This is a genomic window from Bacillus siamensis KCTC 13613 (assembly GCF_000262045.1).
In the GTDB taxonomy this organism is placed as follows: domain Bacteria; phylum Bacillota; class Bacilli; order Bacillales; family Bacillaceae; genus Bacillus; species Bacillus siamensis.
Genome location: NZ_AJVF01000037.1, coordinates 191378 through 207140 on the forward strand (window position 1 = coordinate 191378; position 15763 = coordinate 207140).

The 15763-nt window shown below is 49.5% G+C and carries 15 protein-coding genes; 3 read left to right on the forward strand and 12 right to left on the reverse strand.

Annotated elements, in window-relative coordinates:
* Positions 1 to 7 precede the first annotated feature (7 nt).
* Both Y79_RS0108370 and Y79_RS0108375 read right to left on the reverse strand, forming a co-directional pair.
* Complete coding sequence (locus Y79_RS0108370; protein ID WP_162139820.1) at positions 8 to 1441, reverse strand: two-component system sensor histidine kinase YclK; 1434 nt, start codon at positions 1439 to 1441, stop codon at positions 8 to 10.
* Complete coding sequence (locus tag Y79_RS0108375) at positions 1428 to 2111, reverse strand: two-component system response regulator YclJ (protein WP_016937264.1); 684 nt, start codon at positions 2109 to 2111, stop codon at positions 1428 to 1430. The genes Y79_RS0108370 and Y79_RS0108375 overlap by 14 nt, the downstream gene beginning before the upstream one ends.
* A 212-nt stretch (positions 2112 to 2323) precedes the next feature.
* Between Y79_RS0108375 and Y79_RS0108380 the strand changes: the two genes are divergently transcribed.
* Positions 2324 to 3760, forward strand: coding sequence for an ABC transporter permease (locus Y79_RS0108380; protein ID WP_016937265.1), 1437 nt, complete (start codon positions 2324 to 2326; stop codon positions 3758 to 3760).
* A 14-nt stretch (positions 3761 to 3774) separates the two neighbouring features.
* On the forward strand, positions 3775 to 4458 hold the full coding sequence (locus tag Y79_RS0108385) for an ABC transporter ATP-binding protein (RefSeq protein WP_016937266.1): 684 nt from the start codon (positions 3775 to 3777) through the stop codon (positions 4456 to 4458).
* Positions 4459 to 4560: 102 nt separating this feature from the next.
* Here the strand turns inward: Y79_RS0108385 and Y79_RS0108390 are convergent, their stop codons facing one another.
* The 10 genes from Y79_RS0108390 to gerKA form a co-directional block, all read right to left on the reverse strand.
* Positions 4561 to 5907, reverse strand: a complete 1347-nt coding sequence (locus tag Y79_RS0108390; RefSeq protein WP_016937267.1) for an MmgE/PrpD family protein — start codon at positions 5905 to 5907, stop codon at positions 4561 to 4563.
* Entirely contained in the window at positions 5904 to 7055 is a 1152-nt protein-coding gene (locus Y79_RS0108395; RefSeq protein ID WP_016937268.1) for a M20 peptidase aminoacylase family protein, read from the reverse strand. The genes Y79_RS0108390 and Y79_RS0108395 overlap by 4 nt, the downstream gene beginning before the upstream one ends.
* 17 nt (positions 7056 to 7072) lie before the next feature.
* A complete protein-coding gene (locus Y79_RS0108400) occupies positions 7073 to 7822 on the reverse strand; it encodes an amino acid ABC transporter ATP-binding protein (RefSeq protein ID WP_016937269.1) in 750 nt (249 codons plus the stop codon).
* A gap of 13 nt (positions 7823 to 7835) precedes the next feature.
* Positions 7836 to 8510 carry an amino acid ABC transporter permease gene (locus Y79_RS0108405; RefSeq protein WP_016937270.1) on the reverse strand — a complete coding sequence of 225 codons (675 nt, stop codon included), beginning with the start codon at positions 8508 to 8510 and terminating at the stop codon, positions 7836 to 7838.
* A 22-nt stretch (positions 8511 to 8532) separates the two neighbouring features.
* Positions 8533 to 9324 carry an amino acid ABC transporter substrate-binding protein gene (locus Y79_RS0108410; protein ID WP_016937271.1) on the reverse strand — a complete coding sequence of 264 codons (792 nt, stop codon included), beginning with the start codon at positions 9322 to 9324 and terminating at the stop codon, positions 8533 to 8535.
* 28 nt (positions 9325 to 9352) lie between these two features.
* Positions 9353 to 9844: a GNAT family N-acetyltransferase gene (locus Y79_RS0108415; RefSeq protein ID WP_016937272.1), complete on the reverse strand. Its 492-nt coding sequence runs from the start codon at positions 9842 to 9844 to the stop codon at positions 9353 to 9355.
* A gap of 13 nt (positions 9845 to 9857) precedes the next feature.
* Positions 9858 to 11180 (reverse strand): LLM class flavin-dependent oxidoreductase, encoded by a 1323-nt coding sequence (locus tag Y79_RS0108420; RefSeq protein ID WP_016937273.1) that lies wholly within the window; start codon positions 11178 to 11180, stop codon positions 9858 to 9860.
* Between the two features lie 170 nt (positions 11181 to 11350).
* Positions 11351 to 12469 (reverse strand): GerAB/ArcD/ProY family transporter, encoded by a 1119-nt coding sequence (locus tag Y79_RS0108425; protein WP_016937274.1) that lies wholly within the window; start codon positions 12467 to 12469, stop codon positions 11351 to 11353.
* Between the two features lie 24 nt (positions 12470 to 12493).
* Positions 12494 to 13720: a Ger(x)C family spore germination protein gene (locus Y79_RS0108430; RefSeq protein WP_016937275.1), complete on the reverse strand. Its 1227-nt coding sequence runs from the start codon at positions 13718 to 13720 to the stop codon at positions 12494 to 12496.
* Positions 13707 to 15347 (reverse strand): spore germination protein GerKA, encoded by a 1641-nt coding sequence (gerKA, locus tag Y79_RS0108435; RefSeq protein ID WP_016937276.1) that lies wholly within the window; start codon positions 15345 to 15347, stop codon positions 13707 to 13709. Before gerKA ends, Y79_RS0108430 begins: the two co-directional genes overlap by 14 nt.
* Positions 15348 to 15468: 121 nt before the next feature.
* On the opposite strand from gerKA, the gene Y79_RS0108440 reads away from it, so the two are divergent.
* Positions 15469 to 15690 carry a YczF family membrane protein gene (locus tag Y79_RS0108440; protein WP_016937277.1) on the forward strand — a complete coding sequence of 74 codons (222 nt, stop codon included), beginning with the start codon at positions 15469 to 15471 and terminating at the stop codon, positions 15688 to 15690.
* Positions 15691 to 15763: the final 73 nt, after the last annotated feature.

Here is a 15763-nt window from a genome sequence, read left to right on the forward strand (position 1 = left end):
GCCGGTTTTAACATGATTCATGTTTCGTATTCAGCGGAAGGCGGATTGTAAAGGTTGTGCCTTTTTCCTTTTCGCTTTCAATGTCTATCGTGCCTTTGTGCATTTCGACGAGCTGCCTGACGATGGACAGGCCGAGTCCGTATTCGCCGTATGCCGTATTCGTTCGGGACACATCCGCCTTATAAAAACGCTCCCATATGTGCTCGATTTCTTCTTTCGAAATACCGATTCCGGTGTCTTCAATTTCAATAACCGTTTCCTTATAGCCTTCATACCCGCGCAGCGTAATGTCTCCGTTTTGCGTAAATTGAATGCTGTTTTTCGTAATGTTGACGAGAATCTGGATCAGCCTGTCATAATCGGCGAACACTTTGACGCCGTCCCCTGCTTCAATCCGGAGCCGGTTTTGTTTTTCCTCGGCCTGCTGATTGAGATGCTCTTTAATAATCTCAAACACCTCGATGAGCGGCAGACTCAGCTTGTCCAGCTTGATCTGCTGGGATCTGATTTTTTCATAATCCAGGTTTTCTTTCACGAGCCTGAGCATCCGCTTCGTTTCTTCGCTGATCAGCGAGAAGCATTTCTCTTTATCTTTTTCCGGGATGGTGTTGCTGTTAAGGCCCTCCACCAGCCCGTTAATGGTCGTCAGAGGCGTTCTCAGCTCATGGGAAACATCGGCGATAAATTGGCGCCTCCGCTTTTCAAGGCGGTCAATCTGCTCTCTCGATTGCTTCAGATTTTTAGCCATCGTATTGAAATCTAACGCCAGCATGCCGATTTCATCGCCGCCGCTGTTCTTGAGCGAAATATCGTAATCACCGGAAGCCACTTTTCCCGTCGCATCCCGCAATGTCTGAATCCGCTTGACGTGAAACTTAGATAAAAGCCAGCTTAACAAAATCGTGATGATAAGGGTGCTGATAATCGCGTAAATCATATAGCGGTTGACCTGGCTGATCATCTGCTCGACCCCTTTGACGGGAGACACGAGCAGCACCGCGCCTTTAAATTGACCGTTGATAAAAAGCGGTTTTGCGACGAGCGATACTTCTAAGCCTTCCGTATTAAAACGATTCACCTCCGCTCTGATCTGAACGGTTTTCCCTTGCTTCAGCATGTGCCACTCTTTACTTTTCAGCTTCTCGCGCGGCGGCATATCGTCAGGAAAAAAGTAAGGCCGCTGATGTTCATCAAAAATAATAAACCTTGTCTCGCGCGTTTTTAACATGTCCTGATACGGATACAGGCGGCGCAGATCAAGATCGCGTCCGTTCAGCTCACTTGTGATCTGCTGGGCGTAAGAAGACAGCTCATCCACTTTATTTTGATACGCAAAATCTTTTACAAAATGCGAAAACAGGGAAATGATGATGAAAAAGGCCAAAATCAAAATGCTGACATGGCTCAGCAGCAGCTGATATAAGTATTTAATCCTCATCAAATTTATATCCTACCCCCCACACCGTGTATAAAAACGTTTTTTCGTCACTGGACAGTTTTTTGCGCAGCCGTTTAATATGAACATCAACCGTACGTTCATCGCCGTAAAATTGATAGCCCCACACCTGCTCAAGCAGCTGCTCTCTTGAAAAAACCTGGCGCGGGTTCTGCGCGAGATAAAAGAGCAGATCAAATTCCTTCGGCGTCAGATTCTCGACAGGTTTTCCGTGCAGAAACACTTCCCGCGTCTTCTTATTGATTGAAAAACACGCTGTTTCGATCAAGTCATCGCTTTTTACGGCCTGCCCCGTCGCCCGGTATCTTCTGATCACCGCTTTAATTCGCGCTACAAGCGTCAGCGGGCTGAACGGCTTGGTGACATAGTCGTCAGCCCCCATCTCAAACCCGATCACCTGATCAGACTCCGTGTCCTTTGCGGTCAGCATAATAATCGGCACACTGCTCGTCTCTCTTATTTTTCGGCAGATCGTCACTCCATCCATAGACGGAAGCATAATGTCCAAGATGACCAAATCCCACTCCTCTTCTGTGAACCGCTGATAGCCCTCCACTCCGTCATGGACAAATTCGGCTTCAAATCCTTCTTTAAAAAAGAACATTTCCGTCATGGTGCATACGCTTATATTGTCTTCTATCATTAATATCTTCATTGGTTCCTCCGCTTATCTTGACGCTTTTACTTATAATAGCACCATTTTACCCGGATATTTTCGCGTTTCACAATTGTTAGTTTTTATTTCATCACCCGGAAATAGTTTGTTCATATTTTTTTCATACATTTCTCCTACTATATACATATCGGATAACCGGTTCTAAAGAAGGGTGTTTTCACAATATATGACACCCACATGGAGGAACAGACATGAACTTTATTAAAAGAGCCTTTTGGAGCATGAAGGCAAAAAAGGGAAAAACGTTTATGCAGCTGGTTGTGTTTTCAGTGATTTGCATTTTTGTCCTGTCCGGTCTTACGATCCAGTCAGCGGCAAAGAAATCAAGCGAACTGGCAAGGCAGCAGCTCGGCGGGAGTGTCACACTCCAGGCTGACCGCCAAAAGCAAATGACGCAGCAGCAAAAAGACGGTGAAAAGAGGACGTTTGAATCAACGCCGATTTCCGTCTCGGATGCCAAGAAGCTTACATCCTTACAGCATGTTAAAAATTACAACTTTCTCACGACAGCGTCAGCAAACGCAGAAAGCTTTGACGCGATAAAAAGCTCAGGCGACTCAGCCGATAACAGTTCCGGCGGAAGACGTTTTCAAGGCGGCGGAAGACAGATGATTTCAGCGGACATTTCGGTCGAAGGCGTGCTCTCTACGGTGTTGCTTGATGATTTCACAGGCGGGAGCTCAAAAATCACTGACGGCCGCGCCATCACAAAAGCAGATGCGGACGCAAAAGTCGCCGTGATTAATGAAACGCTGGCGGATCAAAACAAGCTGAAGGTCGGCGGCTCCATTACGGTTTCCTCAGCAACGGATGATTCTGTAAAAACGAAGCTTAAAATTGTGGGAATCTATAAAACAACATCATCAGGAGACGATCAGGCAGAGCATTTTTCATTCTTAAATCCTGACAATAAAATCTATACGCCTTACACCGCCGCGGCGGCGTTAAAAGGGTCTGATAACAAAAGCAAAATCAGCTCAGCCGTTTATTATATGGATGATGCAAAATATATTGATTCATTCGTTGCGGCTGCGAAAAAAACATCTATAGGTGATAAAACCTACACGCTGACGACAAATGATCAGGTGTATCAGCAAATGGTCGGCCCGATTGAAAATGTCGCGTCATTTTCTAAAAACGTGGTGTACCTTGTATCCATCGCGGGCGCGGTCATTCTCGGGTTGATCGTGATGATGTCGATCAGGGAACGCAAGTATGAAATGGGTGTCTTGATGGCGATCGGCGAAAAGCGCCGGAAGCTCATCGGACAATTCTTAACGGAAATTCTGATTGTCGCGGTTATCGCCATCGGGATCGCATCCGTCACGGGCAGCCTTGTGGCGAATCAGCTGGGAAATCAGCTTCTTTCCCAGCAGGTCAGCTCAGCCGATAATTCACAGCAGCAAACAAGCGGCTGGGGCAGCGGAGAAATGCCGCGGGGAGGCGGCATGTTCGGTCAGCATTCATCCGGTGCAGATGTCATCAGTACAATGCAGGTAAACGTTTCGCTGAATGACCTTCTGATTCTCGGCGGGATCGGCGTCGCAATTGCCGTCATCGCCACATTACTGCCGTCTGTATCAGTCATGCGGCTTCACCCTAAAACGATCCTGACCAAGCAGGAATAAGAGGAGGCAGCATAATGAGCCTATTAACCTTTCAACAGACTGGCTACTGGTACCAAGATAAATCACAGCCGCTGTTTCAGGATATAACGATCAGCTTTGAAAAAGGGAAGTTTTATACAATTGCCGGCGCCTCCGGAACGGGAAAAACCACGTTTCTGTCTCTGGCGGGCGGCCTTGACACACCTAAAGAGGGAAGCATCCTTTATAACGGCGAAGACATCTCCAAAATCGGATTAACCAAATTCAGAAATCAATATGTCTCTATCGTCTTTCAATCTTATAATCTGATTCCGTATATGACGGCGCTCCAGAACGTCACAACGGCGATGGAGATTACCGGATCTAAGGAGAAGAACAAAGATGCGTTCGCGCTCAGCATGCTGAATAAAGTCGGCATCACCGAACAGCAGGCCCGTCAGCGGGTGCTGACATTAAGCGGCGGACAGCAGCAGCGCGTTTCAATTGCGCGGGCTTTCTGCTGTGACACGGATTTGATTTGCGCGGACGAGCCGACGGGAAACCTCGACGAAGATACGTCAAAGGAAATCGTCCGGCTCTTTCAGGATCTGGCGCATAAAGGCGGCAAATGCGTCATCATGGTTACGCACGACGAACAAATTGCCAAAGTGTCTGATATCAACATCCGCTTATCAAGAGGAAGTTTCACAGTAAAAGAAAACGGCACGGCCTTGTCCTGATACCGCGCCCCTGCCAGCGCAGACAGGGGCGCACCCTATATCCCCCTATTCAATAGAAGTGAACGTAAAAAAAGCGAGGGCTGCATCCCCTCGCTTTTTTATTTATATCAGCTGTAAATAGCGTTCAATATTTGATTGACCGGCTGCTTTGATCAATTCTTCCGCCTTTTCCTCTTCCCCCGGCAAAGCGAGCCGGAGTTTGTCTTCAATGTCTTTTTCAGAAAGACCGTTTCCCGGCGCTCCCTTCGGACAGTCGATACGTGTTTCATAGACATGATTGCCGGAAGCCGTGACCCGTACAATTGTAAAACGGCCCTTCGGAACGGCGTTGTCAGCCGGCTGAATTTGATCATCATAGCTTCGGTGAATCCTCGCAAACCCCTTTTGAAGGGATTCCGGAATCGGCTCGGAGGTGAAGTGTTTTGCTGAAAAATCTTTACCGTGCAGAGCCAGGGCAATCACATATTCCACGCTGAAGCGCCCCGCTTCGCCTGTTTTCGGGCGCCGTTCTGTCAATGCGGCATCCCCGCCCGGCGGATAAATAACGTCGGTCCGTTCCATTTGGCCGAAAGTGAGGCCGTGCTCAGCCTTCAGCTTGAGAATGGCGTCCGCCGCGTGATGGGCCGCCGAGCAAAACGGATAAACCTTAAACCAAAGCCCAGGGCTCACAATCCGCCAAGGTTTTCCCCACCCGTTTAAAAGCACGGTTTCTGCCCGTTCAAGATCGCCGTACAGCCCGAAGAAGCCTTTCTCCCCGTCAAGCGCATGATCCGACCCGCCAAAACCGGCCTTCGCAAGCTTTACGGCGAACAACCCGGCTTGAGCGGCCAGTCCGGCATGAAGCGGCTTCATTTCTGTCCCGAACTGCACCCGCATGCCTCCGGAACGGGCGGCCGCAAATCCGATCGCTTTTTGCAATTCATTTTGATTGAGGTTCTCCGCGAAACCGACGGCGCAGGCCGCCGCAATCGCGCCTAACGTTCCCGTATTGTGCCAGCCTTTCTCGTAATGGTGTCTCCCCGCTGACTGACCGAGCCGCGCCATCACTTCGATGCCTGTCACGTAAGCACCGAGAAAACGGGTTTTGTCTATATGGCCGGATGATGCCGCTGCGATCAGAGCCGGAAGGATGACCGCGCTCGGATGTCCTCTTACATCAGAATGAACATCGTCAAAATCAAGCGCATGGGCGATGAATCCGTTAATCAGCGCGGATTGGGACGGCGTTGTTTTTTGATTTCTGCCGATAAGCGGAGCTGTCGGCGTCCCGCCTTCTTCTTCGGCCAGTTTTATCAGCTTCTCAATGCCTTTATCCCGTCTCCCGGCAAAGGCTGCCGCTGTAAAATCAAGCAGGCCTTTGCGCGCTTCTTTCATCGCTTCGGCGGACGTTTCCGGTACAGACGACATGACGGCCTGAGCAAGCCCGGCCGTCAGATGTTCCGTATTCATTCCGTCTGCTCCAATACATTGACGGCCAGCCGGGCGAAAAACTCAGCCGCTTGCGGGAGTGCTTTTTCGTCGAGTGTGAAGGCGGGATGGTGCCATTCTTCCGTTCCGTTTGTTCCCATCCAGACGAAGAAGCCGGGGATTTTTTCTTGATATAACGCGAAGTCTTCCCCGCCGGGAGACTGTTCTGCCCGAACCGTTTGAAGCCCGAGATCTTCAGCCGTCTGTTCCGCCGCCTGGATGAAACGGGCGTCGTTTACCACTGACGGAAGATAAGGATACCAGCGGAATTCGGCTTCTGCCCCGAATCCGGCCGCGATTCCTTCGGCAACCCGCTTCATATGTTTCGGAACAGCGTCACGCGCTTCTTTTTGAAACGTCCGGACGGTGCCTTCCATTTCAACATGGTCCGGGATGACATTCCAAGAGCTGCCGCCTTGAACTCTTGTGATGCTGACGACGGCATTGTGAAGCGAGCTGATATTTCTGCTGACAACTGATTGCAGGCCGCCGATGATCTGCCCTGCCGCCTGAATCGGATCAATGCTGTTATCAGGGATTCCGGCGTGGCCGCCTTTTCCTTTAACAGTGATTTCAAAGCGGTCCACACTCGCCATCAGCGGGCCTTCTTTCAGGCCGACCGTGCCGACGGGGAGGTCGGGTTTGTTATGCATGCCGAATATTGCCGATACACCGTCAAGCGCGCCGGCTTCAATGACCTGTCTCGCTCCGGCGGCGATTTCTTCCGCGGGCTGAAAAATAAACCGCACCGTTCCTTTCAGCTCGTGCTTTCTCTCATTTAATAAGAAAGCCGTGCCGAGAATAGATGCCGTATGGAAGTCGTGGCCGCAGGCATGCATGACGCCGCTGTTTCGCGAAGCAAACGGAAGGTTTGTTTTCTCTTCGATCGGCAATGCGTCAATGTCCGCTCTGACGGCGATGACGGGGCCGGTTTTGTCTCCTTTGATTTCGGCGATCACTCCGGTTTGAAGTTTCGGAACATCAACAACCGTGATACCCTCTTCCTCCAGCCAGCGGCGGATTTTATTCGTCGTTTCGTATTCCTCGCCTGACAGCTCAGGGTGTTCATGAAGGTCGCGGCGGATATTGATTAAACGTTTGTTTAATGATTCATACGTTTCTCTTGCCATTTCTTCTTCGTCCCTTCCTATACAAGCTCAGCAGGCTCTCCCACTTGCTTTATAAATTTTTTCGTCCGTTCGTTCTGCGGATTGTCAAACAGCTCTTCCGGTGTTCCCTGCTCGATGATGCGTCCGTCCGCCATAAAAATGACCTGGTCGGCCACTTCACGCGCAAAAGCCATCTCATGTGTGACGATGACCATGGTTGTCTGTTTTTCGGCAATTGATTTGATGACTTGAAGCACACCGGTTACAAGCTCAGGGTCAAGGGCCGAAGTCGGTTCATCCAGTAAAATCGCGTGAGGGTCAACTGCCAAGGCGCGAGCAATGCCGATCCGCTGCTGCTGCCCGCCTGACATCGTAATCGGGTAGCTGTCCGCTTTTTGCTCTAAACCGACTTGCCGCAATAGATCCATACCGATCTGTTCCGCTTCTTTTTTCGGTTTCTTTTGCGCGGTGATCAGTGCTTCTGTCACGTTTTGCAGCGCGGTTTTGTTTTTGAACAGGTTGTAATTCTGAAACACCATCGCCGTCTGCTGGCGAAGCTTGTGTACATCTTTGCGCGAATAGGACGCTGCATTCAGCTTGGCATCACCGATTTCAATGATGCCGTCATCCGGGCGCTCCAGCAGATTCAGACAGCGGAGGAGCGTTGATTTTCCTGAGCCGGACGGGCCGATAATGGCCGTGACTTCGCCGCTTTTGATCTCAAGATCGATTCCGTCAAGTACGGTAAGGTCTTTAAATGCTTTTCGAATATGTCTGACTTGTATCATCCTGAGCCTCCTCCTATGTGCGATAAGGCTTGCTGATCGCCCGTTCGAGCAGATCCTGCAGCACGCTGTAAATAATCGTAAGAATCCAGTACATGATCGCAACGGCTAAATACGTCTCAAAATATTTGAGATTGCCTGATGCGTACATTTTTCCTTGGGCGAACATCTCCATCACTCCTAATGTAAAGGCGAGCGATGTTTCTTTTAACAGCCCGATAAACGTATTTCCCGTCGCGGGAAGCGCGTTTCTGACGGCCTGCGGGAAAATGATCCGTCTGTATGCCTGTGATTTTGTCATTCCGACGGACAGGCAGGCTTCAAGCTGCCCCTCATCGACTGAGTTGAGCGCGGCGCGGAAAATTTCAGCGAGGTAGGCGGCATTTTTCAGGCTTAGCCCGATAATCGCCGCCGTTAACGCCGTCATCTTGCTCATTCCGGGGAACAGCTGAGGCAGGCCGTAATAAATTAAGAAAAGCTGGACGAGCGTCGGCACGCCCCGGAAAAATGAAATATACACCTTTGACAGCTGGTGAAGCACAGGAATACGATTTTTTGTGATAAGCGCTAATATAAGGCCGCCGATCACGGCAAATACCATGGCCGCGACGGCCATTAGTAATGTGATCGGCAGGGCTTCGATTAACGCGGGAAAAGCTGAAAACATAAATCCCCAATCAATGCTGTTCATTCTCGATTTTCACCGCCGTTTCTTAATGCTTTGCTTCCGTTGTGATATCTTCTTTAAAGTACTTTTCAGACAGCTTTTTCAGCGTGCCGTCTTTCCGCAGTTCTTCAATGGCTTTGTCTACTTTTTTGCGGATTTTATCGTGAGCCGCATCCTTCGCAAACGGGAAAGCGACTTTTTCATAGACAATCGGCTCTCCTGCTAGTTTCAGAGGCAGACCGGTTTTTTTGATTTGGGCGATCAGAACGCTGCGGCTGTTTACGTAAGCGTCAACGCGCCCGTAAGCCACGTCTTTCAGCGTACCTTCTTGTGTTTCATACGTTTTAATGTTGATTTTTTTATCCGGGTCCTTGCTTTCAAGGTTTTTCGCATGGTTTGAGCCGAGAACGGCCGCCACTGTTTTTCCTTTTAGATCATTGACTGATTTGATGTCTTTGTTATCGTCTTTGACGACGATTTGAGTGCCCGCATACGAATACGGTTCTGTGAAGTTATACGTTTTCTTGCGTTCGTCCGTGACAGCGACCTGGTTTGAGATGGTGTCGAGTTTGCCGGTCTGGAGCTCTCCCATCAGTCCGCTGAATTCAAGCAGCTTCCAGTCCAGTTTCATGTTGATTTTTTTTGCTACGGCTTCCATGACATCCACGTCAAAGCCCGTCAGCTTGCCGTTTTCTTTATATGCGAACGGATAGCTTTGTCCCGTGGCGCCGACATGCAGTACGTTATCGCCGCCTTCGCTTTCTTTTCCGTTTCCGCATGCTGTTAAGACCGCCAAAAGCGCGGCAGACAGCAGCAAAGCCCATGTTTTCTTCTTCATTGAAATCCCGCCTTTTCCTATTTCTATGTTAATCGTGCAATTGTTTTTTTAAATAGATGGTGATGTGCCCTTTTCCTAAATCCTTTTCGCCTGCGCGGACGTAGCCTTTCCGCTCGTACATGCCGATCAGCCACGGATGCTTGTCCGCTGTGCCCAATGATACGAAGGGCGCTTTTAATGTATCGCGGAGCACTGTATTCTCCAGCCACTCCAGCATGTCTGAGCCCGTCCCTTTTTTTCCGGTTTCAGGGTCGACGGCGAACCACCAAATATGAGGGACACCGTACGGACCGGGATTCGGCCCCCACGGCATCCGCAAAGAAATCGTCGCCACGATGCGTCCGTCTTCCTCCAGAACGTAACAGGCGTTTTTTTGTATGTTATTCAAAACGAGCTCTTTATCCGCCGTTGCCGCGGCAAAGTTGATGCCGAGCTTGCGGATCGGTTCATATGCCCTCAGTGTCAGTGAAAGCAGTTCATCAGCGTCCGCTTCAGTTGCGAGCCGGTATCGTTTTGACATAATGAGCCCTCCTTTAATCAGCATATCGGTTTGCCGGTTTTTCCAGTCCGAAATGTTCTCTCAGCGTCGTTCCTTCATACTCTTTTCTGAACACGCCCCGCTCTTGTAAAATCGGAATCACTTTGTCTACAAAAAGAGTGAGACCTTCAGGCAGCAGCGGCGGCATGATGTTGAAGCCGTCACAAGCTTGTTTTTCGACCCATTCCTCCATCTTATCGGCAAGCTGTTCAGGCGTTCCGACAAAGATGTGATGGCCTCTTGAACCCGCCACATATTTGTACAATTCGCGGATGGTCATGTTATCGCGTTTGGCCATCTCCTGAACGAGCTTGAACCGGCTTTTAACGGCATTTGACGCTTCCGCATCCAATTCAGGCAGCGGGCCGTCAAGCGGGTAGGCGGAAAGATCGACGCCGCCCAGATAGTTTTGCAGAATGTTCAGGCCGACAGACGGGATGATGAGGTCTTGAAGCTCTTCATATTTGGCCCGCGCTTCTTCTTCGGTATCGGCGATAACGGGAAAAATCCCCGGCATGATCGCGATTTTTTCAGGATCCCGGCCGTAAGAAGCCGCTTGTTCTTTAATAGATTGATAGAATTCCTGCGCGGATTCCAGATGATTTTGCGCGGTAAAAATGACCTCCGCGGTTTTGGCTGCCAGCGCCTTTCCGTCTCCTGATGAGCCAGCCTGAATAATGACCGGGCGTCCTTGAGGTGTGCGGGCGACATTCAACGGCCCTCTCACTGAAAAATAGGTTCCTTTATGATTCAATTCATGCATTTTGTCTTTTTCGAAAAATGTCCCTGACTCTTTGTCGCGGATAAAGGCGTCTTCCTCCCACGAATCCCATAATCCTTTGACGACTTCCACGAATTCTTCCGCGCGCTGATATCTGAGATGATGCTCAAGATGCGTTTCGCCGCTGAAATTAAGCGCGGTCGCTTCAATTGATGATGTGACGACATTCCAGCCCGCGCGGCCGTTGGAAAGATGATCCAGCGATGCAAATTGTCTCGCGATATGGAACGGTTCGCTGTATGTGGTAGACGCGGTCGCCGTCAGACCGATGCGGGATGTGACCTGAGCCAGCGCCGACAGCAGGGTAAACGGCTCAAAGCGCGTCAGCACATTCGGATGCGATTTGCTGTCTATTGATAAACTGTCCGCCAAAAACAGCATGTCCAATTTCCCCCGCTCCGCTGTTTTCGCCAGTTCTTTGAAATAATCCAAATTCATGCTCGCGTCCGCCGGCGCCTCAGGATGTCTCCAAGAGGCGACATGATGGCCGGTGCCTGCGAGAAACACACCGAGTTTGATTTCTTTTTTCTTTGTCATGACGATCTCCTTCTATAATGAAATGCGGTGCGGAACATATTAACACCACTAAACCTATATTTCCTATTAAATTTATAAGAATAAATCAAAATGTACAATTGTCAGGCAAGTTTGTCAATGCATTAAGAAAAAAATCATGATTTTAAAAATAACCCGGCGCACCGGCCGGGTTATTTCTTCGAAACTGTATAGACGCTCCCTTTGACTTTTTTCTTGATGACGGCAATGATAAGCAGCAAGACGGGGAACAGCACTTGAAACGGAAGATGAATATAGATCGGGACAATTTTTAACCCTTCGTTCATGTGTTCCGACAAATTGCTTGCGATGCTGATGGAGAGAATCAGCACCCCCAATCCGACCGGAAAGGCCAGCTGGGACGGATTTTTTTCTTTAAACAGCGTGGACACGCCCACGACAACCGCATATGTAAAAAGGCTGACTTTGAAAAAACCGCCGATGACGAGCACGAGCATGAAAAAGACATCCAGCCGGTCTAAAAACTCTTCCACTTTAATCGTCTGTATGGTGCTCAGCAGCGGGAATTGAGAGCGGAGCATTAAGTTGACGTCAAGCACACAAATATTAATCGCCACTGACATCGCCAAAAACAGACCGCTGATGATAATCGCCAGAACCCCTGTTTTCTTCACCTTTTTCCGATCTTTTAAGTAGGGGAATATCATGACAAACACGATCAATTCACCGAAAGGGATGAACATGGTCTGTTTAAATACGGAATAAATGACCGTCCCCATCCCGTCCGCTAAAACAGGCTGGAGAAATCTCAGGTTTATCGTACCGGAGCTGATAATGAGGATCAGCCCGATGGCCGTCAGGAAATACATAATGCTAAACAGCAGCTCGCCGGCTCTCGCTATGACTTCAATTCCCTTTCTGACCGCAAATATCGCGGCGAGCATCAGCATGCCATTCACAATTAGAAGGGGCGTGTCCTGATATGCGAAGGTGACAAGCATTTCGCCAAAATCCCTCAATATGCGGGCGGCGATATAAGCAAAATAGAGAATATAAAGAAGAGAGACCGCCCAGCTCAGATGCCTGCCGATCAGTTCGGTCATGTAATCTCTCGGAGAGGACTCAGGAAAATATTGATACAGCGCCTGATATACGTAGAAAAGTCCGAGACCGGTAACGCACCCGAGAAGCACGGACAGCCATGCATCCCGCCCGGCCATCGTGCCCGGCGGGATCAATAACGAACTGCCCAATTCAAACAAAATGATCATCACAAACAGCTGGCGTGTGCCGATTTTCGCATTTTCCATACGCTTCGCTCCTTTCTCCTCAAATCAATCGTGATCAAGCTTGTCTGAGAGAGGATTATTCCGCAAGCCCGTTCTTCTGATAATGACTTCCGTTTTTACGTCCACGGGGAGGTTGGGGAAAATTTCTTCATCCCATTTCCCTTCGAGCTTTTTCCATTTGTCCGGATGTTTCCGATAGATCAGGTCTCCGAACCCGACGAAATCATTCTTATGGGCTTTAATATCTTCAAGTGATTTGGTGATATCTCTATCAAGCTGCGTGCTGAGCGCCTTTTGCATGACCATGATCACTTTCGGATCAGACAGATGGAAAGGGTATCTGACAGCGTCCACCAGCCCTTCAACCTGAGCACGAACGTGAATATGCGGTTTTCCGTCCTGAAAAGTAGCCGTCACCTTTGTATTCTGACGGGTGACCTGCAGACTGATTGCATGCTTCACGTTCTTCCAATCCGCATTGATAAACGTATGCTTGATTTTGTTCAGCAGCCATACAGCGCCGACACTGTCGTCATCCTCAATCCAGTAATCCAGTCTCCCATCCTTTTTGAACACTGCCAGCCCGTCCGCTGACAGCACCGCTTTCGGTTCAGTCGTCTGCGTATTTTCCATCGTAGGGCCGGCTTTATCGTCTCCGTGCATTTCATAACCCGGAATAAACGGCGACCCGGTCGGAGAAGCAAGATCAATCAGAACGTCCTGAAGGCTTGTTTTCACGACTCTGCCGTATTGTTCCTGTGTGAAGCTGAGCGTCTTGTTCACTTTATTGGAAGGGATTTTATCAATCGGCGTCAGCACTTTAATAATGTCTTCAGCATTGCAATTATGCGCAATAACCGCGGTTGCGGTTGTTCTGAATTCGGTATCACGGTCAAGATTGTCCAGAATAAAATTGAGTCCTTCCTCTTTCGCGAGCTTTTCACTGAACACCACAAGATTCGTATGCGCAAAATAGAGCCTTCTGGACACCTTCATCGAGGCTTTTCTCAAAGCTTCCGTCATATTGTCTCCGGACACGGAATAGACGGAAACCGGCGGCCGGTCTCCCGCTCCGCCGCCCTGCAGGCCGCCGGCTACGTTTCCCGGGTTGATAATCTGAAAGTGAAGGACATATTTTCCCGATTCGGTACGGTCAATACCGATGGCGGAGATTACGGCCAAATCGGTCAGCTCTCTTTTATCCCAGCATCCTGATACAAACATAAGGGAAACCATCGTACAAAGGAGGAGTATCCATTTACGTCTTTTCATTGCCGCCGCCCTCTTCTACATCTTTATTAACCATTCCTCTGGAGGTCTCCGGTTTCGGTCTTTGATGTTCCCCTTGGCGCCTGTTGTTTTTCTGCACGAGCAGCTCCGGCCTTTTTTCATCCGCCCATAACGGAGCGCGGAAAATGGAATCCTTCAGCCCGCCCGGGGTCAAAGGAGCGAGCGGGGACATATACGGAAAACCGAACGAACGCAGTCCGCACAGATGGACAAACATTATGATAATGCCCAGAATCAGCCCGTAAAATCCCATGACGGCCGCGATCAGAATAAAGACAAAACGGATCAGGCGCGCAGATATCGCCATGTCAAAAGCCGGAGTCGCAAAGCTGGCAATCGCCGTCAGCGCGACAACGATCACCATGGCCGGGGAGACGATGCCGGCCTGTACAGCAGCCTGGCCGATGACAAGCGCTCCGACTATGGAAACGGCGGAGCCGACCACTCTCGGAAGACGGACGCCCGCTTCCCTGAGAATCTCGAAGGCCACTTCCATCGTCAGCGCTTCAATTACGGCCGGAAACGGCACGGTCTCCCGCTGGGCCGCGATGACGATCAGCAGCTGCGTCGGAATCATTTCTTGATGAAAGGTCGTCGCCGCCACGTAAATCCCCGGCGCCACCAGCGAAATGAAGAAAATCAAAACCCGAAGCAGCCGGATGCTCGTAGCGATATCAAATCGGGAATAATAATCCTCAACCGATTGAAAAAATTGAATGAATAAGGCTGGCGCGATGAGAACAAACGGCGTTCCGTCCACAATAATCGCAAATCTTCCCTCCAGCAGATTCCCCGCCACAACGTCCGGCCGTTCCGTATGATACACAGTGGGAAATACGGAAAACGGCGCGTCTTCAATAAGCTGTTCAATGTAGCCGGATTCCAGAATGCTGTCGATGTCAATGTGCTTCAGCCGACTGCGGACTTCCTTAACCAGCTTTTTTTCACAGATTCCGTTAATATACATCAGCGCGACGTCCGTATTCGTTTCGTGCCCGATCTCCATTTTTTCCACCCATACATCAGGATTTTTTACATACCTGCGGATCATGGAAATATTGGTTTGCAGGGATTCAGTGAATCCCTGCCGCGGTCCGCGGAAGGACACCTGGGTGCTCGGTTCTTCAATGGACCGTTGCTCTCCTCCTTCCGTGCTGGCGATCAGCGCCTTGTCAGCCCCGTCGACAAAAATGAGCGTGCTGCCCGCCACCAGCCCGGCATAAAGGCTTTTCCATTTCTCTTCCTCTTTTACTCCGCCGATCGCAAGCGTTTTTTCATATATCAGGCAGACCGCCTGTTCCGGCTGAACGGACGGGATGTCAATTAAATCCTCCAGCAGGGATTGGCTGACAAGCTGCTCGTCTACCAAACCGGCGATATACACGATCGCTGCCGGAAGCTCTTCTTTTCCGATTTTCAGCCGGCGGATGACGACATCGGCACTGTTGCCGAATCTCTCAGACAGCTTCTTCATATTTTCCTTTAAGCTGATGGAGATCGGCTCTTCCCGCTCTTTATCTGATTTGGTTTCCGCTTCTTTTCTGTCTTCATTGTCACCGTTCTTTTGATCGTCTTTTTTTCGTTTCTTCTGCTTAAAAAATGGCGGCATATCGCAAAAAACCTTTCCTTGTTTTTTTCATATTCTTCCTGTACGGCAAAAGATTATGCACGGCGGATAGTCTGTATAAGTTTTGCGTAATCGAAAAGGATAAAAAGGGAGAGTGATGTGCATGAAAATATTGGGGGTTTCAATTTTTTTGCTGGCTTTCTGTCTGATGATTTCGATAGGAATGGATATGCTGCAAGGATTCAGTCTCTATGGAGCGGTTCGAAACAACCTGTCCGCTTTTAAATTGATGACCTTCTCGGAATGGCTGATGCTGTTTTTCTTCGCCCTCTTTTTAATGAAAGAAATGCTGGCTTTATATAAATCAGGTAAAAAAGATGCCTGACAGACGTCTGTATGGTGTCAAAAAAGAACACATCCCTCCCTTTGTCGGAGTTCATGTGTTCTTTTTATTTTTC

Bases quoted from the DNA above. Each gene is read 5' to 3' on its own strand.
- Y79_RS0108410 (WP_016937271.1), bottom strand. From the start codon at position 9,324: ATGAAGAAGAAAACATGGGCTTTGCTGCTGTCTGCCGCGCTTTTGGCG.
- Y79_RS0108440 (WP_016937277.1), top strand. From the start codon at position 15,469: ATGAAAATATTGGGGGTTTCAATTTTTTTGCTGGCTTTCTGTCTGATG.
- Y79_RS0108405 (WP_016937270.1), bottom strand. From the start codon at position 8,510: ATGAACAGCATTGATTGGGGATTTATGTTTTCAGCTTTTCCCGCGTTA.
- Y79_RS0108395 (WP_016937268.1), bottom strand. From the start codon at position 7,055: ATGGCAAGAGAAACGTATGAATCATTAAACAAACGTTTAATCAATATC.
- Y79_RS0108430 (WP_016937275.1), bottom strand. From the start codon at position 13,720: ATGAAAAGACGTAAATGGATACTCCTCCTTTGTACGATGGTTTCCCTT.
- gerKA (WP_016937276.1), bottom strand. From the start codon at position 15,347: ATGCCGCCATTTTTTAAGCAGAAGAAACGAAAAAAAGACGATCAAAAG.
- Y79_RS0108420 (WP_016937273.1), bottom strand. From the start codon at position 11,180: ATGACAAAGAAAAAAGAAATCAAACTCGGTGTGTTTCTCGCAGGCACC.
- Y79_RS0108385 (WP_016937266.1), top strand. From the start codon at position 3,775: ATGAGCCTATTAACCTTTCAACAGACTGGCTACTGGTACCAAGATAAA.
- Y79_RS0108400 (WP_016937269.1), bottom strand. From the start codon at position 7,822: ATGATACAAGTCAGACATATTCGAAAAGCATTTAAAGACCTTACCGTA.
- Y79_RS0108390 (WP_016937267.1), bottom strand. From the start codon at position 5,907: ATGAATACGGAACATCTGACGGCCGGGCTTGCTCAGGCCGTCATGTCG.
- Y79_RS0108375 (WP_016937264.1), bottom strand. From the start codon at position 2,111: ATGAAGATATTAATGATAGAAGACAATATAAGCGTATGCACCATGACG.
- Y79_RS0108415 (WP_016937272.1), bottom strand. From the start codon at position 9,844: ATGTCAAAACGATACCGGCTCGCAACTGAAGCGGACGCTGATGAACTG.
- Y79_RS0108380 (WP_016937265.1), top strand. From the start codon at position 2,324: ATGAACTTTATTAAAAGAGCCTTTTGGAGCATGAAGGCAAAAAAGGGA.
- Y79_RS0108425 (WP_016937274.1), bottom strand. From the start codon at position 12,469: ATGGAAAATGCGAAAATCGGCACACGCCAGCTGTTTGTGATGATCATT.